The sequence below is a fragment of the Endozoicomonas sp. YOMI1 genome, from assembly GCF_024606345.1.
Taxonomy (GTDB): Bacteria; Pseudomonadota; Gammaproteobacteria; order Pseudomonadales; family Endozoicomonadaceae; genus Endozoicomonas.
In genome coordinates this window covers 1-22,951 of the sequence record NZ_JAHHPM010000181.1, presented here as the reverse complement: position 1 = coordinate 22,951, position 22,951 = coordinate 1, and the positions used below count along the sequence as shown (strand labels likewise).

The 22,951-nt window shown below is 48.0% G+C and carries 19 protein-coding genes; 7 read left to right on the top strand and 12 right to left on the bottom strand.

Annotated features, from left to right (window positions below; all coding sequences use genetic code 11):
- From KDK15_RS06490 to KDK15_RS06480, 3 genes are all read right to left on the bottom strand, one after another.
- The coding region (locus KDK15_RS06490; protein ID WP_257294553.1) for a hypothetical protein at positions 1–185 on the bottom strand (185 nt) is incomplete at its 3' end.
- A 130-nt stretch (positions 186–315) separates the two neighbouring features.
- Positions 316–1,329: a UvrD-helicase domain-containing protein gene (locus KDK15_RS06485; protein WP_257294552.1), complete on the bottom strand. Its 1,014-nt coding sequence runs from the start codon at positions 1,327–1,329 to the stop codon at positions 316–318.
- A 175-nt stretch (positions 1,330–1,504) separates the two neighbouring features.
- Complete coding sequence (locus tag KDK15_RS06480; protein ID WP_257294551.1) at positions 1,505–2,110, bottom strand: MarC family protein; 606 nt, start codon at positions 2,108–2,110, stop codon at positions 1,505–1,507.
- 599 nt (positions 2,111–2,709) lie between these two features.
- On the opposite strand from KDK15_RS06480, the gene KDK15_RS06475 reads away from it, so the two are divergent.
- The 3 genes from KDK15_RS06475 (at position 2,710) to KDK15_RS06465 (ending at position 5,314) form a co-directional block, all read left to right on the top strand.
- Entirely contained in the window at positions 2,710–3,762 is a 1,053-nt protein-coding gene (locus tag KDK15_RS06475) for a methionine ABC transporter ATP-binding protein (protein ID WP_257294554.1), read from the top strand.
- Positions 3,752–4,408 carry a methionine ABC transporter permease gene (locus tag KDK15_RS06470; RefSeq protein ID WP_257294550.1) on the top strand — a complete coding sequence of 219 codons (657 nt, stop codon included), beginning with the start codon at positions 3,752–3,754 and terminating at the stop codon, positions 4,406–4,408. The genes KDK15_RS06475 and KDK15_RS06470 overlap by 11 nt, the downstream gene beginning before the upstream one ends.
- A gap of 81 nt (positions 4,409–4,489) precedes the next feature.
- On the top strand, positions 4,490–5,314 hold the full coding sequence (locus KDK15_RS06465) for a MetQ/NlpA family ABC transporter substrate-binding protein (protein ID WP_257294549.1): 825 nt from the start codon (positions 4,490–4,492) through the stop codon (positions 5,312–5,314).
- Positions 5,315–5,352: 38 nt separating this feature from the next.
- Here KDK15_RS06465 and KDK15_RS06460 read toward each other — a convergent pair whose 3' ends face one another.
- From KDK15_RS06460 to KDK15_RS06445, 4 genes are all read right to left on the bottom strand, one after another.
- On the bottom strand, positions 5,353–6,738 hold the full coding sequence (locus KDK15_RS06460; protein ID WP_257294548.1) for a hypothetical protein: 1,386 nt from the start codon (positions 6,736–6,738) through the stop codon (positions 5,353–5,355).
- A gap of 269 nt (positions 6,739–7,007) precedes the next feature.
- Entirely contained in the window at positions 7,008–7,718 is a 711-nt protein-coding gene (locus KDK15_RS06455; RefSeq protein ID WP_257294547.1) for a hypothetical protein, read from the bottom strand.
- A gap of 322 nt (positions 7,719–8,040) precedes the next feature.
- The gene (locus KDK15_RS06450; RefSeq protein ID WP_257294546.1) at positions 8,041–9,174 is read right to left on the bottom strand and encodes a glycerate kinase; all 1,134 of its coding nucleotides are present in this window, start codon (positions 9,172–9,174) and stop codon (positions 8,041–8,043) included.
- Positions 9,175–9,177: 3 nt separating this feature from the next.
- Positions 9,178–9,372, bottom strand: coding sequence for a sugar diacid recognition domain-containing protein (locus KDK15_RS06445; RefSeq protein WP_257294545.1), 195 nt, complete (start codon positions 9,370–9,372; stop codon positions 9,178–9,180).
- A gap of 65 nt (positions 9,373–9,437) precedes the next feature.
- On the opposite strand from KDK15_RS06445, the gene KDK15_RS06440 reads away from it, so the two are divergent.
- From KDK15_RS06440 to KDK15_RS06430, 3 genes are all read left to right on the top strand, one after another.
- A complete protein-coding gene (locus KDK15_RS06440; protein WP_257294544.1) occupies positions 9,438–10,187 on the top strand; it encodes an SDR family NAD(P)-dependent oxidoreductase in 750 nt (249 codons plus the stop codon).
- A gap of 24 nt (positions 10,188–10,211) precedes the next feature.
- A complete protein-coding gene (locus tag KDK15_RS06435; protein ID WP_257294543.1) occupies positions 10,212–11,696 on the top strand; it encodes a deoxyribodipyrimidine photo-lyase in 1,485 nt (494 codons plus the stop codon).
- A 456-nt stretch (positions 11,697–12,152) separates the two neighbouring features.
- Positions 12,153–13,142 (top strand): hypothetical protein, encoded by a 990-nt coding sequence (locus tag KDK15_RS06430; RefSeq protein ID WP_257294542.1) that lies wholly within the window; start codon positions 12,153–12,155, stop codon positions 13,140–13,142.
- Between the two features lie 36 nt (positions 13,143–13,178).
- Here the strand turns inward: KDK15_RS06430 and KDK15_RS06425 are convergent, their stop codons facing one another.
- The 3 genes from KDK15_RS06425 to KDK15_RS06415 are packed head-to-tail and all read right to left on the bottom strand — an operon-like array spanning position 13,179 to position 17,445.
- A complete protein-coding gene (locus KDK15_RS06425; protein ID WP_257294541.1) occupies positions 13,179–13,766 on the bottom strand; it encodes a hypothetical protein in 588 nt (195 codons plus the stop codon).
- A 48-nt stretch (positions 13,767–13,814) separates the two neighbouring features.
- Complete coding sequence (locus KDK15_RS06420; RefSeq protein ID WP_257294540.1) at positions 13,815–14,174, bottom strand: hypothetical protein; 360 nt, start codon at positions 14,172–14,174, stop codon at positions 13,815–13,817.
- 31 nt (positions 14,175–14,205) lie between these two features.
- Positions 14,206–17,445 (bottom strand): DUF4116 domain-containing protein, encoded by a 3,240-nt coding sequence (locus tag KDK15_RS06415; RefSeq protein WP_257294539.1) that lies wholly within the window; start codon positions 17,443–17,445, stop codon positions 14,206–14,208.
- A 363-nt stretch (positions 17,446–17,808) separates the two neighbouring features.
- Here KDK15_RS06415 and KDK15_RS06410 point away from each other — a divergent pair, with 363 nt between their 5' ends.
- Complete coding sequence (locus KDK15_RS06410; protein WP_257294538.1) at positions 17,809–18,861, top strand: transposase; 1,053 nt, start codon at positions 17,809–17,811, stop codon at positions 18,859–18,861.
- Here KDK15_RS06410 and KDK15_RS06405 read toward each other — a convergent pair.
- On the bottom strand, positions 18,790–22,380 hold the full coding sequence (locus tag KDK15_RS06405; protein ID WP_257294537.1) for a pentapeptide repeat-containing protein: 3,591 nt from the start codon (positions 22,378–22,380) through the stop codon (positions 18,790–18,792). The two genes, KDK15_RS06410 and KDK15_RS06405, sit on opposite strands and share 72 nt — an antisense overlap.
- The coding region (locus KDK15_RS06400; RefSeq protein WP_257294536.1) for a hypothetical protein at positions 22,347–22,951 on the bottom strand (605 nt) is incomplete at its 5' end. The genes KDK15_RS06400 and KDK15_RS06405, both read right to left, overlap by 34 nt.

Genomic DNA, 22,951 nt, shown 5'->3' with positions numbered 1-22,951 from the left:
TTTTCCTGTTGCTGTTCACCGTCAAGCCATTTGGTGATGCATCCCAGGTGGAAAACGTGAGGTTTTGATTGGCAGGAAGTTCTGACCAGTGTTTGCCCGCCAGATTGCCCTGAGGTGATTCCGTCGTTATCAAGGCAAATAGGACAGATAAATGAGAGATTTGTGTTGTTGCTGACGCTATTCATCACTTTGGGCTGTTTTGATACAGATAATGAGTAGGACTGAAAACGGCAGGAAAAATTCCATAAAACAGCATTATGAAAAAGAAGTTTCTGGATAAACGTTTTTAATCGTATGGAAAGCAGCAATGATAATTCAGACCATGAGCACGCTGAATAGATGGCGAACCTCTTCAGTTCTGGCAAAACGTTTGACGCCGTGTTGGCGATTGTCAAAACGGATGGAGAAATTACGGTCATTAACCTCAATCACTTCTCCACGACCAAAGATAGCATGATCAATAATGGCTTTGAGCTGCCATGGCGCGTCGGAGGTTATGCCCCGGTCGTTACTGGCTTCTGTGTTGGCAGAGCCTGTCGACTCGTCGGTTATCGCAATGTTGGGCACTGTCTTCAGTCTTTCGGCCAGTGCCGGGCGAGCTGAGCAGACGTATCGTCTTGATACTGGCGTAAGACCGATTTTATCGATGGCTTCTGCCAGGCCGTCATCGGCATCTTCATGGAGCAGGTTGCCCAGGGATAAGACATGGGGCAGGTTCATTTCCAGTAAAAAGGGGCTGATGCTGTCCTGGCGATCTTTTCCAGCAAGGGTTTGGTCATCAGCTGACCATGAACGTTTTCCGGAAGCTTGTTTGGCATCTTTTTTGGCATCTTTTTTGGACAGACAGGTGAGCTCGCCCTGTGCGGTAAACAAGTGTAATTGTTGTCTGGCACGGGTCATGGCGACATAGAGCAGGCGACGCTCTGCCTTTTGTGTCAGTTTCAGAATCAGAGTCCTGGCCTGTAGCTCAACGACTTTCTCCGATAACGGTTGTTTGTTGTAGGGGGCTCTTATCTGCCAGCCTTCCAGTGTTCTGAGCAGTTTCAGCCCTGTGGCATGGTAGGTTCTGATTTCCGGGAGCTGCCGCAGGTTTTCCGGCAAGTCTGCCAACGGATCACTGGCCAGGGTTCGAAGCTTTTTGGAAAAATCGATCTGGGCAGCTTTATTAAACATCATCACCATCAATCGACGCGGGTCTGCCCCTTTGTGCAGAAGGTTGCTCACCAATTGCGCCAGGGTTGAGGTTTTGCCCGAGCCAGCCACAGCAATACAGAGGGCATGGTCTTTATCATGGTCTGCAACTGCTTGCTGGTGGGGCGTCAGTTTCATTCAGTCAGTTGATAGAGTTTAGAAAGCATCTGCAAGTGCTGTGAGAAAAAGGCCAATTATGCAGCTGCGTCTTGACGGTGATGGTAAGCCGGTCAAAAGTGGCAGCCAGGTGCAGATAGGGGGGCAATGACAGCTATCTTTCCGTTTGCCGAAAGCACGTCCATGATGACAATTCCTAACCCATCCAGCGCTGAACCCCCAGGGCGGTCATCACCAGTTCTACTGACAGTGCCGCCAGTATCATGCCCATTACCCGGATGATAATGGCCGAGCCATTGTGGCCAATAACGCGAAAGATACGGTCGGCAAACAGCATCAGGCCACAGGTGACCAGAAGCACCAGCGTCATGGCACCAGCGGTCATGGCCTGCTGGCTGAACGTTTTGACGTGATTGTCGGTCAGTACAATCACCGCCATAATGGCCCCCGGGCTGGCAATGGAAGGGACCGCCAGAGGGAACACGGCAAGTTGATGTCCGGGTTCCCTTGATCCGGAACTTTCTTCAGGGTCAGAAAAAATCATTTGCAAGCCGAACAGGAACAGGATGATCCCTCCTGCCAGCTGGAGAGAGATCAGTTGGATGTTCATCGCCTTTAAAATAATCTGACCAAGAACCAGTGCCGAAAGGAGGATAACAAAGGCGTAAGTGGTTGCTTTCAGAGCGACTCTGCGTTTTTGTGTTTCTGATAGTCGAGCTGTCAGTCCAGTAAACAGTGCCAGAGTGCCGACCGGGTCAATGGTCGACCAGAGCATGATAAAGTCTTTGAAGAAAAGCTCCATAATGATACCTGCCCATGTTGGTTATGGGTGTTATAGGATGAAGCCGGGCTGCCATTCCTATAGCAACATAGGAAGAGCGGTCAAACTGCGAAAATACCTGACGACATCTGTTCTTTATTTCATGGTTTCTATACACGTCAATATCTGGAAAAACGAAAACCATGACTGAATAATAAATATTCCTTCTTCTTCTATTAAATAAGACAAACGTCAATTGTCCAGTGATTAGGCACACAGCAGGAAAAAAATTACCAGTACCTATGGTTTGACTATCACTAGCTATATATTATTTATTCTTATTTTTTTATTCTAAAAAATAATATAACAGAGCCTGAGTTAATTTCTAAGGCTGGATGTCGTTGCATGGAACTGTATTTCAGGGTTAACCACTATTCTGTCTGCCGTTAAGGTATTTGGGGGGGAGACTTAGAGGGTGAGTGAGAGTTGACAGAAACCACTATTTTGGATAGTTTGTAGCTCCCATGCGCTGATTTGACCTTGGCTTGCGAGCGCATTACAAATTCCGCTAAAAGAAGGGTTTCAATAAAGAATTCCTTATGAAACCACTCTGTTAGCAGCAGGGTGGTTTTTTTATGCATATGATTGAATTGAACAACCTGACCAAAGTGTTTGCCGCTGGCGGCACAGAGGTTAAGGCCATTGATGGAGTAAACCTTTCGGTGCCTGAAGGTACCATCTACGGTGTGATTGGCTCCAGTGGCGCTGGGAAAAGCACACTGATTCGCTGTGTTAACTTATTGGAGAAACCGACTTCCGGCCAGGTTCTGGTGGATGGTCAGGATCTGACTCTGCTGTCTGAGAAATCCCTGCGTCAGGCCCGTCACAATATTGGTATGATTTTTCAGCATTTCAATCTGCTGTCCAGCCGTACTGTGTATGATAATGTCGCTCTTCCGCTTGAGTTGGCGGGTGCCAGCAAATCAGAGATAGCACAGGCCGTTCTGCCACTGCTGGCATTGACCGGGCTGGACTCGAAAAGAAACAGTTATCCTGCCCAGTTGTCCGGCGGCCAGAAACAGCGGGTTGCCATTGCCCGGGCCCTGGCCAGTAGGCCGAAAGTTTTGTTGTGCGATGAAGCAACGTCAGCGCTGGATCCTCAGACAACCCGGTCAATTCTTGGGCTGCTGAAGGACATCAACCGCCAGCTTAAGATTACCATTCTGATCATCACCCATGAGATGGATGTGGTGAAAACCATCTGTGATCGAGTGGCCATTATGAGCTTCGGAAAGATCATTGAAGAAAATGAGGTAGAGCAGTTCTTTCTCAGTCCCCGGACGGATCTGGCCAAAGAGTTTGTGCGCAGTGCGATTCATGAAAAACCGGTGGCTGAAATTGAAGCCCGGTTCCAGTCCGAGCCTGCTGAAGGTGCCAGGCCGGTGGTGCGCATTACCTTTGTCGGGCAGGGGGTTGTGCAGCCGCTGATTACCAGGGCAGCAAGACAATTCAATACGGACTTTAATATCCTGCAGGCGGATATTGAAACGGTCAATGAAAAAGCCATGGGCTTTTTGATGGTAGAAATTATGGGTGAGCCTGAAGGCGTTGAGCAGTCTCTGCAGTTTCTGCAAGGCTTGCATAACTCACCAGAAAATACGGTCCGGGTAGAGGTGATTGGTTATGTCAGCTGATGCATGGTCACTGTTGTTTAAGGCGCTCTGGGAAACCCTCTATATGGTGGCATTTTCCGGTGGTATCAGCTTTCTTCTGGGGATTCCTCTGGGTGTTTTGCTCTATGTGACCCGAAAAGGACGTATTCTGGAAAACCGTGTTGCTAACCTGGTTCTGGGGGGCATTGTGAATGCTGGGCGTTCTATTCCTTTTATTATTCTGATGGTGGCCATCATACCATTGACACGACTGCTGACCGGTACTTCCATTGGTACCACCGCAGCGATTGTTCCGCTGACCGTGGCAGCGATCCCATTTGTTGCCCGAATTACCGAAGGCGCCTTGAATGAAGTGCCTTCCGGATTGGTTGAGGCCGCCCAGTCCATGGGCGCCAGCCCGTTGCAGATTGTTACCCGTGTGTTGTTGCCGGAGGCCAGACCCGGGCTGATTAATGGCATGACCATTACGCTGGTGACGCTGGTCAGCTACTCGGCCATGGCCGGTGCCATTGGTGGTGGCGGCCTTGGTGATCTGGGTATCCGTTATGGCTACCAGCGGTTTGATGGTGTCATCATGTTGGCCACGGTGGTGGTACTGATTGCCCTTGTGCAATTGCTGCAGATGGTTGGTGATCGCCTGCAGCAGTACTATGATCGCAGTCACTGAATAATCATTAATAAGATGGGTATCTATCAACACCGTTTATGAAGGTGTTGATAGAGTGTTGTTAAAGTCCGGGAGTAATCAATGACTTTTAATATTCTAAAAACAGTAAAAATCCTGGCCAGTTCGGCGGTATTAGCGTCAGCAGCATTGCTGGTTGGCTGTGGTCAGTCTGACGATCCAAATGGTCCGCTGAAGGTGGGGGTGATGGCGGGGCCTGAGGCCGATGTGATGAAAGTGGCCGTAGACATCGCCAGACAGGATCATAGTGTGGCTGTGGAGCTGGTTGAGTTCTCCGATTATGTCGCTCCTAACGTAGCGCTGTCCGATGGCAGTATTGATGCCAATGCATTCCAGCACCGTCCATACCTGGACAGTATGGTTCGTGACCGGGGCTTTAAGCTGGTTGCCGTTGGTAACACCTTTGTTTATCCCATTGCCGCTTACTCCAGGAAGCTGAAAGATATCAGTGAGTTGAAAGATGGTGCCAAAATCGCTATCCCGAACGATCCGAGTAATGAAGGCCGTACACTGATTCTTCTGCATCAGCGTGGTTTTATCACGCTGAACGATGTGAGTAATCTGGAAGCAACACCGGCAGATATCATTGAGAATCCACGTAACTTCCAGTTTATTGAACTGGATGCGGCTCAGCTGCCCCGCTCACTGGATGATGTGGATATGGCCTTTATCAACAACACCTATGCGGTACCTGCGGGTTACATCCCAACCCGTGACGCCCTGCTGGTGGAAGATAAGGACTCTCCTTATGTGAATATCATTGTTACCCGTGAAGATAATCGGGAAGACCCTCGTGTACTGGCCCTGGTTAAGTCGTATCAGACGGATGCTGTTGAAAGCAAAGCTGCGGAGCTGTTTAAAGGGAGTTCTTTGGCTGGTTGGAAGTAAATTTTCTACCTGCTGGAAGCGGTTTGCTTCCAGCATTATTATTTAGCTTTTCTGGCCTTGAGGCCGTTAACCAGCGTTAACCCTTCATGTAAAGTTACTATCATCTGCCTCTTCTGCGATACTGATACCGTTGGCCGATTGGTTCGTGCTTGCTCTTGTTTAAGAAGTTCAAGGTTCTTTATGACTTGTTGCGAAAGATGGTTGACCTTTTGAATGGTTATTTCTCTTTCACTTGTTCCTTCTCTTGTTGCTTTTTCTGTAAAATTGTCTTCTGCAGTTTGGCTGCCGGTGCTGTCGCAAGTTACCTCATCCGTATCATCAAAGGTTGATTCGTCGCTATCGTAAACAGTCGATTCGTCAGTATCGTAAATAGTTGAGTCGTCGGTATTGCTGCATGATGGTCCATCGGCTTTGGCTTTCATCTCTAAAAAGATGCTGTTGTTTTCTCTGCATGAAGAGGCTTCCTCCAAAGGTTCTTTTTTATTCTGGCTGGTTTTCTGTTCAATCCCGGCATCATGCTCAGCGTCATGGTGTGTTGAGGTTCTCTCCAAACCTGGAGGTTTTTGAGTGTCGGCAATTTTCTGTTGATTATCTGGCAAATAATGAGGATTGTTACCTGAACTTGAAAGAGTAAAGTTTATGGTATTTCCGGCTGAGTGTGAGGCGTCAACTTTTTCTTCGACCTTCAATTTTTTGCGTGGCCGTGGTAGTAGTATTTCAGGAAGTGGTTTTCGTTTATTTCTTACAGGTCGACTTTTTACTACGGCAAAATCTCTCCAGTTAAACAAATCTATTCTCTGAAAGTCCGGTGACATTGCATTAGATAACTCAACCCAAAGCGCCAAAAGGTAGTATCCATTGCGATGAACTGTAATATTTGGTCCGTCTTTCATTCCCTGGGTAATATCTTGTAGAAACGTGAAGTGATCTTCTTCATTATTCCTTCTTAAAAAATCTGAGAGTGTTTCTTTCTGTGGTCTAAATTTCCAGGCACTTTTCTCAATGAAATCGTGATATTTAAAAGCTTTTTCGATCATATCATAGGCAACTTCTTTCCTGGCATTATCAGACTGACATAATTTCCTCAGAATAGGCGCAGAGAAAAATCGTTTGACCAGCCTCGAGGTGTTCTGATTCACGGTATGGTCGGATAAACCGGTAAAACAGAAACGCTTGCCATCAAGAAGGTAGATGGCCTGATCAGTCCCTTCCTCTGGCGGGATTTTTTTTGAGCCAAAATAGATATCAACCTCCCGAAAGCCAAAGCTCCTGGCCTTCTTCAGCACGTCCTCGACACTTGAGGTTGGTTTGGTCACAAAGTCCTCGAAAGTTCTGGCTGCGGTAGATGTGCAATCAGTAGCTAATGGGTTGCCAACACTCAGGTCCATAATTTTATTCTCTTTAAAAAGTCCGGAAAATCCCATTCAGAGCTCTATTCATAGGCATACACCGGTCTCATATCTTGCTGAATTGGAAAATGGAGTTATCTATCTTTGGTTACGGTCCGGGTAAGCGCTATTGTTGCCAAGGCCTGAATGCAACTGCAGACAGTTTGAAACAGATCGTACGAAAAGCTAAATTTAGCTCTCGACTTTGTGGTTGACAAGAAAACAGGAATGGTTGAGAACTGTTTTAGTAGTGGTTTAGAGGTGTGCGGGTCAATCTATGCAATGCCCGGAATTTAGTAGAAGGGTTAACCTTCTACCAGGTGGGTAAATGCCGCTAAAGCCTCCGGATCTCCATGTTTGATTTTGTTCGCAATGACATAATGGAAAAAGTAATGGAAGTGTTCGTGATCCTGGGCCGCAAACAGGCACTCATCACCCGGTAGTACCGGTGTGTTTTCAACCTTTTTATCATCGGCCACCATGGCCATCACCCGGCCATCATTGTATAGACGCCAGCTGGTCACATGAACCAGAACAATCGTTTTAAACTGGTCTTCGGTCAGAATTGCATGGGTGCCAATGGTGTCAGGGATTTCCTGAATAATAACAGCTTCATCAGACTCTTTGGGTGGGTAGTAATGGACAGCGTTTTCCAGTTCTGCAATCTTGTGTTCTGGCACGTCGAAAAATGCATGGTCGTGTATCTTGTCAAAGTAACCTTCCCAGTGGCCGTTTAATGGGTCATTGAGCTCACGGGCAGGCACTACCTTGTTTAACCAGGGGATGAGGGCATCAATCGTGCCGTCTTTCATCAGTGCCCAACAGAGAATTTTCATGCTGAACAGCTTGCCCGGATTGGCATCATTGCTGTAGAGCATTTCCATGCCATCCAGTTCAGGCGCAATGCGGACGATCTGATGAAGGTTAACCTCGTCCAGAGGCTTGCGGGTGAATATATCGATGACATTGCCACTGTTATCATCGGGCTGATTTTTATCTTCAGGTTCTTTGGCCATGAACAATCCCGGGTAAAGCAGAGTCTTGTAAAAATGAAGGAGTTCAAAGCCCATATCGGCATGGTCGGACCATCCTGCACTATTGGTTACAGTGGGGGTAATAGCAATTCCACCTTCTAAATATGAACTGCCCAGCCATTTTGAACCGCTGGATCTTCGTTGGAATTCCTCGCAATAGTTCTGCTATTACTCGTTTAGAGCGGCAAAGGAAAAGCGAGAGCGGGAGCACGTTTATGAAATATCCGGGCTGAGGACACAAAGTGAAACACAGGGTCTTTTTTCTTCTCTGTGACTCTGTGTCTTTGAGGTTAAGTCAAAAATATTATCGCAACAGGAGTAAGGTACTGGCCAGGTTTCTGGCCGCCCGAATCAGGTTCTCCTCACCTTTTGCCAGGGCCTCGGACAGTGGGACAGCATCGTGAACAATCGGGAACAGGGCAGCAATGCCACACTCATAGACCGCTTCAACATCTGAACCAACAGAGCCTGCCAGGGCAATCACCGGAAGATTGAACTGTCTGGCAATCCGGGCAACCCCTAAAAGCGTTTTTCCCTGTGCGGTTTGTCCATCAATCCGGCCCTCTCCGGTAATCACCAGATCAGCACCGATAACTTTCTCTGCCAGGCCGACGGCGTCCATTACGATGTCAATACCCGGTTTCAGTTCAGCATCCAGAAAAGCCAGCAGGGCAGCACCCATGCCTCCGGCAGCGCCCGCTCCGGGCTGTTGCCCAACATCTTTACCAAGGTCCCGTTGCAGAAGGCTGGCATAGTGTCTCAATGCAAGGTCCAGTTGTTCCACCATCTCAGGAGTAGCACCTTTCTGAGGGCCAAACACCGCAGAAGCACCATTGGCTCCGGTGAGCGGATTGCCCACATCGCAGGCCGCAATAAACTCGATGGTCTGGAGTCGTTTATCCATCTTGCCAGTGTCAATGCGGTACAGATGTGACAGCGCTGCACCACCGCGGGGCAGCTCTTGGCCATCAGCATCCAGCAGTTTTACCCCCAGTGCCTGCATCATACCTGCGCCACCGTCGTTGGTGGCACTGCCACCAATGGCGACAATCATGCGCTTGATGCCCTGGTCCAGGGCACTGAGAATTAACTCTCCGGTTCCCCGGGTGGTACTGATCATTGGGTTGCGCTGATCCGCAGGTACCCGTTCAATACCTGAAGCCCCGGCCATTTCAATGACGGCAGTTTCGCCATTACCCAGCAGACCGAAGCAGGCCTGAACGGTCTCTTCCATTGGGCCGGTTACCGCAACATCAATCAGTCTGCCACCGGTGGCGTCCACCAATGATTGAAGCGTGCCTTCGCCACCGTCGGCAACCGGAACTTTGATGTACTCTGCATCCGGCAGAATCTGCTTAAAACCGGTTTCGATAGCCTGAGCTACTCGAGCCGCGGTAAGACACTCTTTGAAGGAATCTGGTGCAATAACAATTTTCATGGTCTATTCCCTCAGTATTGAAGAGTGCCATACATCAGTGTTGACGTAGCGACCGTGGAAAAGCGCAATAATAATGCCTGCCCGGTCCATGACATTGACATTATGCAGGGGGATAATCATAGTCCGTTGGACGATCTGTTGAGTTACAGGCTCCGTAGAAAAGTTTTTATATAAATAATCGGTCAAACGCAACGCCATTCAGCCTGTCTGCTTGAGGCTGCCATCAAAATAAAGGTTTTCTAGACAGACTTAAGGAGTGCTCCATGACAGAATTGAAATTGGACTCATTTGATGAGGGTTTGCATGTTGCCGTCATCGGAGCTTCCGGAGCTATTGGCAAAGCCATGGTCCATTGGCTGGAGCAGGTACCAACAGTTAACAGAATTTATGCCTTATCGCGCAGTGAACCTGAGTTTGACCGGGTGAATAAAACCGATTTTCAGTACCTGGATCTTCTGGATGAAAACAGTATTGCTAATGGTGCGGAGCAAATTTCGGAACCGTTGGATCTGGTGTTAGTCACCACAGGTATCCTCCATGAAGGGGAAGATCTGAAACCAGAAAAATGCATCAAGGATTTCCAGCCCGATCACTTTGCCAGAATCTTCGCCGTCAATACCACCGGGCCTGCCATGGTTGCCAAATATTTTCTTCCCAAGATGGCCAGAAACCGTAAGAATGTGTTTGCGGTTTTATCCGGCAGAGTGGGCAGCATTTCTGATAATCAATTAGGAGGCTGGTATGCCTACCGGGCATCAAAGGCCGCGCTGAATATGATCATCAAGAGCCTGGCCATCGAAATTGCCAGAAAAAACAAATCATCGATTATTGCTGCATTGCACCCGGGCACAGTTGATAGTCATTTGTCCATGCCGTTTCAGTCCGGTGTGCCTGGGGGCAAACTCTTTTCGGCGGACTACTCGGCAGAACGGCTTTTGCATGTGATTGATCAGTTGACACCAGGGGACAGTGGTCACATGTTTGCCTGGGATGGCGAAAAGCTGCCTTTTTGATGGTGCAAAACCTAAGGAGATAAGATGGTTATTATTCACTGGTTTCGTCAGGATCTCAGGTTGTCTGATAACCCCTCTCTGTTCGAGGCAGCTGAAAATGGCCAGGTTCTTCCGGTCTTTATTCTGGATGATCGCTCTGCCGGTCAATGGGCTCCCGGCAGAGCCAGCCGCTGGTGGTTGCACCACTCACTGGCAGCATTAAACGACGCTCTGAATGGTCGGCTGCTGGTGCTTCAGGGCGATGCTGCAAAAGTGCTCCCGGAAGTGGCGGTGGAATATAAGGTTGATGCCGTTTATTGGAACCGCTGCTATGAACCCTGGCGAATCCAGCGGGATCAGCAAATCAAGAAAGCCCTTCGAAATGACGGACTGGAAGTCAAAAGCTTCAATGGTTCCCTGCTCTGGGAACCATGGACTGTACTGAAAAAGGACCGTACGCCCTACAGGGTATTTACGCCTTACTATCGAAAAGGGTGCCTGATATCTGAACCGCCCAGGGAACCATTGCCGGTACCCAAAAAAATCAGGTGTGTTGCTACAACCTCGAAAAACGACATAAATGACCTTGATCTATTGCCTGCTGAAGGTTTTGTCCCCGCCCATAATCCTGAGTCTGCCGGTGAGGCAAAACAGGTGCGCTGGGACCATAATCTGTATGCCTACTGGTGTAAGCAGGGCAGAGGGGTCGGTGAGACAGCGGCAAAAAACAAACTTCAGGATTTTCTGGGCAAGGGGCTGAATGGCTATAAAGTAGGGCGTGATTTCCCTGCCAGACGCAACATTTCAAAACTGTCTGCCCATCTTCATTTTGGCGAGATATCCCCCAATCAGGTCTGGTACGCGTCGGCTGCGGCGGCCACCGACAGTAATGTGGAGACAGACCTGGACTGTTTTCACTCAGAGCTGGGCTGGCGTGAGTTTTCTTACTACCTGCTGTACCACTTCCCAACACTGCCGGAGGAAAATTTTCAGCCAAAGTTTGATGGCTTTCCCTGGCAGGATGATCCTGAAAAACTCACGCGATGGCAGAAGGGACTGACCGGCATCCCCATTGTTGATGCCGGGATGCGCGAACTCTGGCAAACCGGGTTTATGCACAACCGGGTTAGAATGATCGTCGGCTCATTTCTGGTCAAAAACTTATTGCAGCCATGGCGGCATGGGGAAGCCTGGTTCTGGGACTGCCTGGTGGACGCTGATCTGTCCAGCAACTCGGCAAGCTGGCAATGGGTGGCGGGGTCAGGTGCGGATGCGGCACCCTATTTCCGGATTTTTAATCCCGTTAGCCAGGGGCAGAAATTTGATCCCGATGGGGACTATATACGGCGATATGTGCCTGAGCTTTCCGGTTTACCGGATAAGTATCTGTTTGCGCCCTGGGAAGCCGGCGACAATGTACTTTATCAGGCAGGTGTTGTCTTAGGGGAAAATTACCCAACGCCTATCGTCGATTTGAAAAAATCCCGGGCTAAAGCGTTAGAGGCGTGGCAGGCCATTCGAACTCAATAAGTTGGCATTATATCGAGTTTAACGTATGCTCAAATGCTTACACTGGTATGGGCGACCTTCTCTAATAAGGTTCAAAGCTGTATCAAAACTCAAAGCCGGTCTATTCCCATCATTAATATTCTTTTTAAGGTAATCTTGACAAAGATAAGCTCTGTAAACTATCTCATCCAGAGGTAGGCCATCGGATTCCGAGCTTGAAATTGTGTTATTCAAAAAATGATTTCCAATACTCATCATCTGAATCCACAACAAGCAACGGACATATCTGTAACGAAAGAGCCCCCTGTAGCAACTGCATCGGTGGATGTTAAATTCGGGGATACATTCAGGACCATATACCCTCAAAATGCAGATGAATGATGATTCAGAGAGTAAAAAGAACTCTTCTTATTACACGGGAGGAGGACTGAAAACAGGAGAATTTGAAAAATACGAGTTATTTAGTTTGGAGCAGCTATGAACATGAATGCAGTCGTCAGCCGTCCGATACTGCCTCTGATGGGCAGTACCCATGGCGGAGTTGCGGATAGCGGTAGCAACCGAGTGTTGTGGGGCGGTTACGATGTCAGCAATGCTCAGGGGCTGCCGGAAAACCGCGGGCGTATTCGGTTCTTAGAAAACCGTGTTTGCAGTGATTGTGGCGGATTGCCACGAAGGGTAGTACAGACAATGTGTGGCCGTTTGCTGTGCAAGGACTGTAGCCAGTACAGAACCTTGACACTACCGCCAGGTCGATTATGTCACAAGTGCTCAGCTGATAATAAGCCTGATACTCCAGAAAACATAAGTTATTGCAAGTTGGTTAACGTTGATAATTTTATGGGACGCATAATCGGTAAATTTTACCTCAAGTGTCCATTTGCTGGCTGTCAGTGGCAAGGTACCGTGGCTGAGCTTTACGGCCTGCACGAAGATCATCATCTTACCGTTTGTTCCCTTAAAAATCTGTGCAGGCTGGCCATTCAAAGGCAACTCTCCCGGAAAAAAATTCTGTTAAGCGAATATGCGGCATTGTCTCTGCCTCTGACTCCGCAATTGATACAGTATCTGGCTTTTGCGCCGGCTTACATCCCCAGCAATCAGTCAGCCAAAGCCTATGTAGAAAGGCATTTTGGGACAACAGATACCAGTGGTTTGCTGGCTTATTTGTTTCTCAATAGCAAAGGGCGGGTGATTACCCTGGGACATACGGTCATGAACGACCCCTGTGATAAACCCAAAACAGAAACCGCAAGGCGTTCGGTCATCAAGCAGGCCGTGAACCTCAACGCGAGCCTGGTGCAATTTTATTATCGCCAGGACAATTGGACTTCACAGAGCACAAACACGGGTACGGTAATTGCCAGTTTGAGGGAAGAGCCATTTTTCCAGCATGTTTTTGCATTGAAGCATATCGGCTGTGTGCAACTTTGGAAAGCTACTGTGCCACATAAGGACCTTGTGTGAAGAAAACCAGTGTAAGAAAACTACCCGAAAAAAATACTATTTGATCCGATTGGAACTCAAGGCTTCTACAGGCCCACCGTAAACCATTGTGATTTTAAACTCATTTCGCAACCTCTGCGGAATATGATCTTGCATGAAGCGCTCTACTTCGGCGAGCAACATCTGCCTTTCTTCCTGGCTGCAATCATAATCAGCCATCACCTTGAACTTAAGTTGGTCTCTGGTTTTGCCAGAGGTTGACAACGAACAAATGCGCGCATTGTTCCAAAGCAGAGGGCCGACGAGTCCCATCAACTCTTTCTTCATGTCATTTATATGGTTCTTTTCGGTATTTGTGGATGAAATACCCACGGTTTCAGGGTTACCATCGTCTCGTAAAGGTTCGCTGATTCCATCACGTTGAGCGCTCGGTACCGGAAGTTCCACATTTCTGTTTGTTATAGGTTTAGTACCATTGGTCGACATTTTTTCTTCTTGCAGGCATAGTCCCGGATTCAGGCCAGGAGTCGGAAGCACGCTGCCAAGTGCAACGACGGGGGGAGATGGCGAACAATCAACCGGAACCGATGGGGTAACATAATCGGTGAGTTGTGATGAAGTGGCTCCAGAGTTTACATTTTGCATAATCAGTTCCTCATGGTGAAACTGAGCTAACGTTACGAATGCCTTACATCACGTTGAAAGTAGGTAAACGTAAATTCTTGTCTGTCCTTTTTTGCTCTTTCTGACAATCATGGCATTGCGTCCATCCATCACATAGCTCATCAGCCCGATGTTATCCCTTGGCATGGCTTCCGGTGATTGACAGGTGTTAACTTCAAGTCCACTTATAAAGAGATCCCAGGGGTTTTCTGTCAGCTCCAGGGTTTCCCCCGGGGACAACAGCTTGTTACTGGCTTCCTTGCTGAAGTTACTGAAATTCGCCCCCCAACCTGCTTTGAATTGGTGGTATTTCTGGTAAACGGCCTGCAAGTGTGGATTGTTCAGCGGTGACTGCCTGGTCTCTTTTATTTTGAATATCGTGTTTCGCAATACAATCAGTTGTCCAATTGGCAGCGACCAATCAAATCCCGCCTGACTGGTTAAGCCGATCCAGTATACCGGTACACATTCTGGTCAGCCCGTTCATTAACGATATCAACGGAAATGTGTTGTTATTGGCCCCAAGATTTAACTGACCATTGACATTAAAAAAATCTTTGCGGCTTATATTGGTATAAGCGCCAACAGGGTAGAGTGCTTCACTGAGATGCTCATCATTTATATGGTTCAGGTAGCAGTCAGCCGGGTCATATTTACCTTTGGGGAGCAGATCAAACCCCGGCTCACCCTGCTGCAGTGCCGTCCAGTAGAGTATCTCCTGCGCTACCCGGTCAAGCCATGTCTGGTACTCGTAATCGTCCCGGCCCAGGAGGGACTGGAGGTGGCCGGGTGGTGAGGACATAAGACCGGACAGGAATCGGTTGCAGGCCGATTCAACAAATATGGCCGTTTCCCTGATTGCCTGAGGGTTTTTGTAGTGATAACCGGCAAAGCCCTGGCGTAAGCGTGACCGTACCAGCACCGCGGATAGAATAATCTCACAGATGCTATTGGCCAGGGCAATGCGCTGTGACACTCTGGGCGAATAACAGTAGTCCAGGGTGTCTTTCTGCCGTAAACAGCTCTGGATATCCCCGAAGGTCTCATAATCACCAAGGTCGCGCATCCCGCAGTGGCCAAAATCAATCTTTTCGGTAGCCAGGGTATTCCATGCGCCCAGTGTGCCAGAATACACATTGTTATGATGTTCATTCATGGCCGCATGCAGGGCGACCCAGCCTCGCCCTGACCTTGTGTCGTGTAGACACTGCATCATACTGGTCGGCACCAGCCCCATGCTGGTCATGTAACCGGCATCGTGACAGGCTTTGAGGATTCCCTCCTCCGGGCGCTGCCAGGGGATGTTATCTGCCGTTGCTGGCGAATGTGCATAATGGGCATAGGCGGCAGGTGCTTCGTAGGAAAATACATTGATGTACTGCTGGCCATTGCTTTCGGTGATCTCCACCGGGTCATCAAAATCGCCAATCAAACACTGCAGTTCGTCGCCCAGGGGGAGCTGCATAAAGGCCCTGAACTGCGGTAGCACACTCTCAAACCTTAGCTCCGGAGTTTCGGCGATGACTTTATAAAGCAGTCCCTCCCTGGCCAGCGTGTCAAGAGGTTCCCCGGCTCTCTGGAATTTAAAATAGACGGCCTGGTCACCTTTGGTTTTACATTGAACCGTCCGTCCACCGACTGTCCGGATTGCTGAGCCGTTTTCTGCCCTCAGTTCTTTGGGTAATGGCTGCTGCCTGAACGATGAAGGCATGTGCTCAGCAATATATCGATTGATCCTCTTTCCGGCAGCGGGATTTGGCAGCACGAATCCGGTGGCCTGGTGAGCGGTTGAAACCAGCGGCATCAAAAACAGATTGATAATCGCAAAACTTACAGGAGACTTTTGGCAAACCAATGGGGCAGCCGTTACCTGGGCAGGGAAGGTATAATCCGGGGCATCTAATGATTCAATAAATCTGAGCTTGTCGTTCAATGGGAAATCGGGATCGGACAAAACTCTTAACTGCACACCGGTTGGCACATAGGGCAGTTTGTTACTTTTGATTAACTGGTGCAACAGCGGCTCTGATGATTTGCATGTCTTCATCAAAGTGCCAGCTTTGAATGATGTGATCATTTTTTTATTGACAGCTACTTTGAGGCAACAGCCATTGAAGTCGAGGTTTTCACTGGGGATATGTTGCAGTGCGGATATGTCTTTTTTCAAGACTATGTCCAGAAATTCCCCATTTTTCATTATATCGGGTACATTTTCTAACGCATCGGTTGACAGACTACATGCCAATAAATAAAGCTCTCTGGCTCTGTCATTATCAACAAAAGATGAAAAGCTAAAATAAGAAGCAAATAAAAGTGGAGAACGCCTGTACTCTTTGTGGGTACACAGTGATTTGAGAAAATCATATGTAACATATTCCTCTGGAATAGAACTCAATAGTGATTCACCGTATAGACAGGCAGTACGATATAAATCTATTCGCTGTTCTTTTGTCAAATGTCCAGGAAGTTCGGTTACCCAATCTCCGTTTTTACAATATAACTTGCATATTTCAAATGTTTTAAATGCTTCCGGGATATATTCAAATGCACTGAGATGAATACTCAAAGCCTTTTGGCACAGTTCCGGGGTTTTCATCTTTTCAGGAACATAACGTAACGCATTGCCATTTTTATTACAGGCTGATTCACACAGCTCTGCAGTTATTTTATCCACTGGGCAAAACCCCAAAGACCCGAGCCGTTCGATTGCAGTGGTTATCAGCTTGTCACTGATGGGTTTATTTTTTGGGTAATAACACAGTGCCGTGAAATAATTTTTACAGGAAACTTCAAAACGAGCATCCGTTCTTTCTTCCTCGGGGATGAAACTGATAGCGTATCCATCAATTTCATTGAGTGAGTCAAAAAAGCCATCATCCAACCACTGCATGATCAGCTCATCAGGTACATGACGAAGTTGATGAATATTTTCAAGTGCCATAGCCCTGCACAATTCATCGGTTTTCATGGTATCGGGTACATATTGAAAATTCTTGTAATCGATCTTGCAGGCCCTTAAACACAAGTCAGGCGTCAACTTGTCTAAGGGTATTTGCTTGAAAAACTCAGGTCTGGCTTCGATCAGCAAGGGCAAGTCTTCAAAGTCAAGCTGAGTAAGATCTGTATTTTTCGGCACATGCCTGAAGTATTTGATAAGGAGTTTACAATCACTGACGGGTAAACTCTGTCCGTTGGCAATACACTGGGCATATCTTTTCAGGGAATCTTTTAATTCATGGCTCAGATTGCCCTGTGGGAAATATGCGGAGCCATTTTCACAAGGGTTGACTGGCACATGCCGCCTGGCAGATGACTTATGGCATTGGCTGACCCTGTTTTCGATGATGGAAGGTTCAGGCCTCTTAATACCTATAGAGCTGAAGCTGTTAGGGGTAGTGTACGGTAAAATGTCTGGCGCCCCTGGCTGATAACTGTCATTAAAAGTTGATTCGCTCTGGCGGGCAATGGAGGGTGACCCATGCTTCTTACTGATGGGTGAGGGGCCGTTATCTGCACTGCTATCGGGTGCATCTTTCACACGGTATTGTAGCCAGGGTTGCCCTGATGGATCCCCGAGGGGGCTCTTGTTCGGGACTTTGTCAGTAACTTCCCGGTTTTGCCAGTCAGCAGGGCGAAAAGATGAGTTCGACTGAATGTTCATTTGAAGGCATCCTTCTTTTATGGAATTTCATTCGATTTCATCTTGATAGAACATAAATCCAGCAAAAGGTTCCTGCCAAAATCAGAGGCCAGATCTTGTATGCTTGAGAAATATCCGTTTTCAATACATCAATAGTTCGGACACTTTTTCTCGAAAATATCCTGTGACGTGTAAATCAGCGAATATTATATAGATACCAATATTTGCTGATTCAAATACTTCATGAACGACATAGTACAGAATGCTTTGGACGCTATGCCTATGCTGAAAAAGCCACAGAAAATCTTCATCCTATTACTTCTTTCAGCACTTGTCGTATTTTAGGGAAAGGCTACCTTCCGTAATCTGAGCAGATACTCATCAATGAGCGAAAAACGATTTAGCCGTTGGTACGGCCGATCATTTGACTTCTCCATGTTTAACTGTCTGATGTTGTCAGATCCACTTTCAAAGGCCGGTGAGCTGATTGCGGCTCTTGATGCGAGCTTCATGACCAAAAGCGGCAGCCACACGGAGGGGCTTGGAAATTTTTGGCGTGGCTGCACTGGTCGAACAGAAAAAGGTCTGGAACTCTCTTTACTCAGCGTGGTTGATCTTACTGCCAATACTGCTTATGCACTGGAAGCAAAGCAGACAGTGGATCAGAAAGGCAAAACCCGGGTTGATCTCTATGCCGAGCAGGTGGTAGCACAATCTGGAACATTGATTAAGCTGGGAATCAAATATCTGGCTGTAGACGCTTATTATTTCAAAAAGAAATTCATATCTCCGGTTGTTGAGACTGGTCTGCATATTGTTGGCAAGTTAAGGTCGGACGCAGATTTGGTGTGGCCTTATACTGGCCCGTACTCAGGTAAGGGCCGCCCCAAGACATATGATGGCAAGGTAAGTATTGAAAAGGACTTGGAGCGATTTAAGTTCATTGGCAAGCTGGCTACTGGTGAAGATATCTATACAGCAAGGTTGTACTCAACGTGCCTGAAATGTTGGATACGTGTCGTTATGTTGAGATTTCAGCAAAAATCCAAGGCTAGTTACGCCCTGCTGTACTCAACCGACACCGAGCTTGATGCCATGACACTGATCAAGTACTACAAAGCACGGTTTCAAATTGAATTTTTCTTTCGTGATGCCAAACAATTTATGGGACTGACGGACTGCCAGTCCCGCCGAAAAGAAGCGATTCATACTCATATTAATGCATCATGCGCTGCATTGAATGCACTGAAACTAGAAGACAGAAGAAAGAAAAACATTGACGTTGAAACGGTAATTTCAATTTCAAGTTGGAAACGCCTGAAATCCAACCAGCATCTACTGTGCAGGGTTTTTAGCAAGTTAGGATTATCCCTGAATGATGAAAAAGTCATGGACGCCTATAACCAGCTCAGTACCTATGGGGCCATTGCTGCATGAAAGTGTCCGAAGTATTGATACATCAATAACTGTTCTGTCACGAGCCTGTGGGCCAAAATAATCCTCAAGCACCTTGTTGTACTCATGTTGGTTTTTTTTATGCCTTTCCATGTTAGCGGAAAAATCGCTCAGCCAATTTTTCTCTTCGGGTTTTTTAGTCAGCAATTTCATAAATTCCACCGTTGTTAAATGGCTAACAGCGACATTCTTATGGGTCAAACAGTGTTTTGCTATTGATAATTTACGCTCTTCTGAGCATTCTTCCCAGAATTTATGAGCATAATCCCGGTACCTTTTAAGGTGGAATCGACAGAGATTAGCTCTGTAAACTATCATATCATCCAGCGGCAGGTCGTCTGATACCGAGCTTGAAATTGTGTTATTTTTTATTCTATCACTACTTGCCTCAGAAATGGTCTTCCAGCAATCGTCGTGCTCATCCGCGCTGTTGATTTTGATGGCAGATTCTAAGCATTCATTATCGGATTGAGGGAACATAACAAGGTTGATAACATTTAAAATTAACGCCAAAACCGCTTCCCGGGAAAAATCATTGCTCACGACACATCCGAGATTAATTAATTCTTCAAATGGATCACCTAGTTGCCCCGGATAATTCCCTTCTCTCAGGAAGATGTTTCTGAAATCAAAGTACAAATCCCGGAAATCTTTGACTTTACGATCATAGAATTCCGGATTATTTCTGACAAAATTTATTGCATTGTCAACATCTGTAAAATTAATTTCAAAAAGGTCCTTAACAATTTTACAAAGTTGATGTGGATAAGCTCTGATGATTTCTTCAATCCGTTGGGACAGAATATCCCGGCTTAAATCATCCAAAGGTGAGTAGAAATGGCGTAGAAAATGATTTTTTACCATCACTTTCAGCCATTGTTCCAGATTGAACTCATTCTGCTGATTAACACAAGACTGATATATGATTCGGGCAAGCTGTCGTGTATTGTCAAATACCCGCCCATTTAGACAAGTTTTAGGGTGAAAACGAGCATTGTCTAATACCGATGATGAAAACCGCTCACCTTCAAAAGAACAATTACCGAAAAAGACATCTTTAACAGTGGCACTGCTTAACAGCTCTGCATTGAATTTACATTCCTTAATATAGATTGATTGCAACACTGTTTTATTCATTGAACAGCCGCTGAAATCAATCCCACGTAATTCTTCCGACCCTTTCAGCTGCAAACCATCCAGGGAATCCAGCTTTCCTTCCAATAGTTGTGGGTTTTGCTCAACCAGTAACTGAATGCCCTCTTCGCCACAAGCCTTGATAAGACTTTTGATATTTTTGTCAACCTTGCTGCCTTTAAAGGTTAACTCATAGTAAAGGGCTGACCAGGATTGCCGAAAAAGCTGTTCCAGCGGGCGCCCGTCGGGCCAGTGGCTATAGCGTTTCTTCAGCATACGCAACAGATGTTGCTGATCTTTGGGGGAGCTGATCTCAAGTTTTTTCAACTCGTCAAGCAAAGACAGAGGATTGGAAAAACGAGTCTCCTGACCCTTAGCGCCATGAATCACTCTCCTGTAGTCATTCGTTGACTGGGCAATGATTTTCTCATTACGCGCGAAGGCGTCCAGATCAGGGAATGGCCGCTGATACTGGTCGTGATCTGGAAAAATATCTCCATCCAGACGGCCAAGTGCTTCAGATTTCAAGATCATGGACATCGCCCCTGTAAATTCCCTCTCGGACTTATCCACCAGATTCTCCAGGATTCGGGAAAATACATAATGAGTGTCGTATTTTAACCTTTCGTCCATATGCCCGGCATTCCCAAACGGTTTCATCCCCATCTGAGTACGTCGCTCAAAGGAACTCAGGGCACCTTCATTTTTCAAGCTATCGAGCATAACCTGTTTACTGTCCCGTTCCCGGTCTGCATAAAAGTTTATATTGTGCCCGGGGCAGAACTCCCGAGCGGGGTTTGCCATAATGCCATGAGGGAACCCCCGGCGGTAATGCACCAGACGTCCTGCGCGAATACGACAATGGATTTCCCAATCGAGCAGATCTTCGTCACTGAGGTGCAGAAACTGTTTAAGAAACGCTTTTTTGCGGGTGTTTACCGGGGTATTGATATCCGCTGCCACGGCAAGGTTCATATCACCAAGGCAACCGTGATAGTCGGCCAAGGCATCCAGCCATTGTTCCTCCAGGTCGGTGGTACCCGGTCGCTCCCCATCAATGCCCAACCCTGCCAGTTCCCTGAACAGTGCTTCAACCACCGCTTTACTGTGTCCCGGAAAGGTGATGGTCAGTTGATTTTCAAAGCTAAGGGCATCCGGCAGGTTTGGAGGAGAAAACAGAATACTGCCGCCTTCACAGACGGCCGCTTCGAGTTTGACAGCTCGTACCGGTGAGGCAGTCAGGTCGGCCCAATCCAGTTGTTGCTGATTCAAATAGCTGACGCTCTGGCCTGTCAGTTTGGCAAAACCGTGGCTGAATTCAGCCAGTGGTATTTTTGCTGTAACCTCTTCGCCGGTTCTTGAACTGACTCGTGCAGGCAGCTTAGGGGCAGGCAGGGGAGTTTGGATGCGTGGCAGTTTTGCAATGGACGGCACGTCGGCGGTTAACGCTGCCCGGCACTTGTTAGCAATGTCCTGAAGAATCATCACGGTCTTATCAATGGTATCGTGATACTTTTCGTACCATCGTGTTTTATCTCTGGTCAACTGCTCCGCCATGCCCTCACACTCATTGGCCAGGCTGGTCAGGTCACTGCGCCAGTCGCGGTAATGATCGGCATGTTCGGAACGATTCAGGGCTAAGTTGGTATATTGAACCCGGCTGGCCAGACGGTGCAATCCCCGTTCCAGGGCCAGGTTTTCAGCCAGTTTATTGCCGGCTTCCGGGGACAGCTTGAGGGTCATCCGGGTGATGGGTTGGTCATTGGCATCCAGTAACTGGCTAATGCCGATTTGTCCGCCCCGGATATCCCGGCCTTTGACCGGCAGCCAACCGCCCCGGATACCCGCCGCCTCTATCGCCTTGTACTCCGCCATGGATATCCGCTCACCCGCCTCCAGGCTGTTAGGCAAGCGGGTGGTAAGCCAGGCAATGCGATCGTGAATGGTCTGCCGTAACCAGCTGCGGTCACCAGGCAGAAAACCGCTGTGTTCGATCATCCGGTCCAGGGCCTGCCAGTCAACCTGGTCCAAGATATCTTTCAGGGTATGGCCCAGCAAGTCATCATCCAATTGCGCGAGAATATCGACGCAGGGGTTGTCGAGCGGGAAGGAGTTCATGGGTGGCGCCCGGGGATCCCGCAGTTTTTTCAGCAGCACGGGCATGGAGGAAAAATCATCCGCTTTGGGGGCGGGCTCTGGTTTCTCAGGACATGGGTAGCGAGTCGCCAGCCCGGCAAAGTCCCAGTGGCACATCACCGGCTCCCCTTCCGGGATCAGTTCAATGCCTTCCCAGTCAGTGTTAACCATATTTTCGTTACCGACAATCACATTAATCAGCAGTAATCTGGCCCACTGCCCGGAAGACAAAGAGCGCAGGGTGTCTCCTCCCCGCCCCTGAGCTTACCCTGCCATTCACCGGGGACAGGACTGACCAGATAAAAATGATCCTGTTCCTGATGGACAAAGCTCTCCGGTACTGTGATGCCCAGCTGCCGGGCGAGGTTGGCCATCAGTACCTGGTTTTGCGCACTTAGCTCACAGCTGGTCGGTTTGATGTAATAGACCTGTTGGTTAACCGGGTCGTTATACAGCCCCCTTGGCCAGCTTCCCTGGCACGCTTTTATATCCGCCGGTGGGGTCAGTTGTGCCAGGGAGAAGGAGGGGGCCGGTGGCTCTGCCAGGTGGTCGGTGTAAGGCGAGATTAACCCCCGGATAGCAGCGGACTGTTTACCTATGCTAAATAGCTGATAACTGAATGGCCAAGGATGGTGCTCCCACCGCTTTTTTGTGTTCTCACACTGGCTGGCGGCACCGGTGCTGAAGAAATGTTCGCGCTGTGCGGTACTATCCTGCAATGCTATCGGATACCAGAGGTCTCCCTGACTGGCAATCACCTGGCAGACCTCTTTGGCCAGCCTGCGCCACTCTTCCCTCTGTT

Bases quoted from the DNA above. Each gene is read 5' to 3' on its own strand.
- KDK15_RS06485 (WP_257294552.1), bottom strand. From the start codon at position 1,329: ATGAAACTGACGCCCCACCAGCAAGCAGTTGCAGACCATGATAAAGAC.
- KDK15_RS06480 (WP_257294551.1), bottom strand. From the start codon at position 2,110: ATGGAGCTTTTCTTCAAAGACTTTATCATGCTCTGGTCGACCATTGAC.
- KDK15_RS06475 (WP_257294554.1), top strand. From the start codon at position 2,710: ATGATTGAATTGAACAACCTGACCAAAGTGTTTGCCGCTGGCGGCACA.
- KDK15_RS06470 (WP_257294550.1), top strand. From the start codon at position 3,752: ATGTCAGCTGATGCATGGTCACTGTTGTTTAAGGCGCTCTGGGAAACC.
- KDK15_RS06465 (WP_257294549.1), top strand. From the start codon at position 4,490: ATGACTTTTAATATTCTAAAAACAGTAAAAATCCTGGCCAGTTCGGCG.
- KDK15_RS06460 (WP_257294548.1), bottom strand. From the start codon at position 6,738: ATGGGATTTTCCGGACTTTTTAAAGAGAATAAAATTATGGACCTGAGT.
- KDK15_RS06455 (WP_257294547.1), bottom strand. From the start codon at position 7,718: ATGGCCAAAGAACCTGAAGATAAAAATCAGCCCGATGATAACAGTGGC.
- KDK15_RS06450 (WP_257294546.1), bottom strand. From the start codon at position 9,174: ATGAAAATTGTTATTGCACCAGATTCCTTCAAAGAGTGTCTTACCGCG.
- KDK15_RS06445 (WP_257294545.1), bottom strand. From the start codon at position 9,372: ATGGCGTTGCGTTTGACCGATTATTTATATAAAAACTTTTCTACGGAG.
- KDK15_RS06440 (WP_257294544.1), top strand. From the start codon at position 9,438: ATGACAGAATTGAAATTGGACTCATTTGATGAGGGTTTGCATGTTGCC.
- KDK15_RS06435 (WP_257294543.1), top strand. From the start codon at position 10,212: ATGGTTATTATTCACTGGTTTCGTCAGGATCTCAGGTTGTCTGATAAC.
- KDK15_RS06430 (WP_257294542.1), top strand. From the start codon at position 12,153: ATGAACATGAATGCAGTCGTCAGCCGTCCGATACTGCCTCTGATGGGC.
- KDK15_RS06425 (WP_257294541.1), bottom strand. From the start codon at position 13,766: ATGCAAAATGTAAACTCTGGAGCCACTTCATCACAACTCACCGATTAT.
- KDK15_RS06415 (WP_257294539.1), bottom strand. From the start codon at position 17,445: ATGAACATTCAGTCGAACTCATCTTTTCGCCCTGCTGACTGGCAAAAC.
- KDK15_RS06410 (WP_257294538.1), top strand. From the start codon at position 17,809: ATGAGCGAAAAACGATTTAGCCGTTGGTACGGCCGATCATTTGACTTC.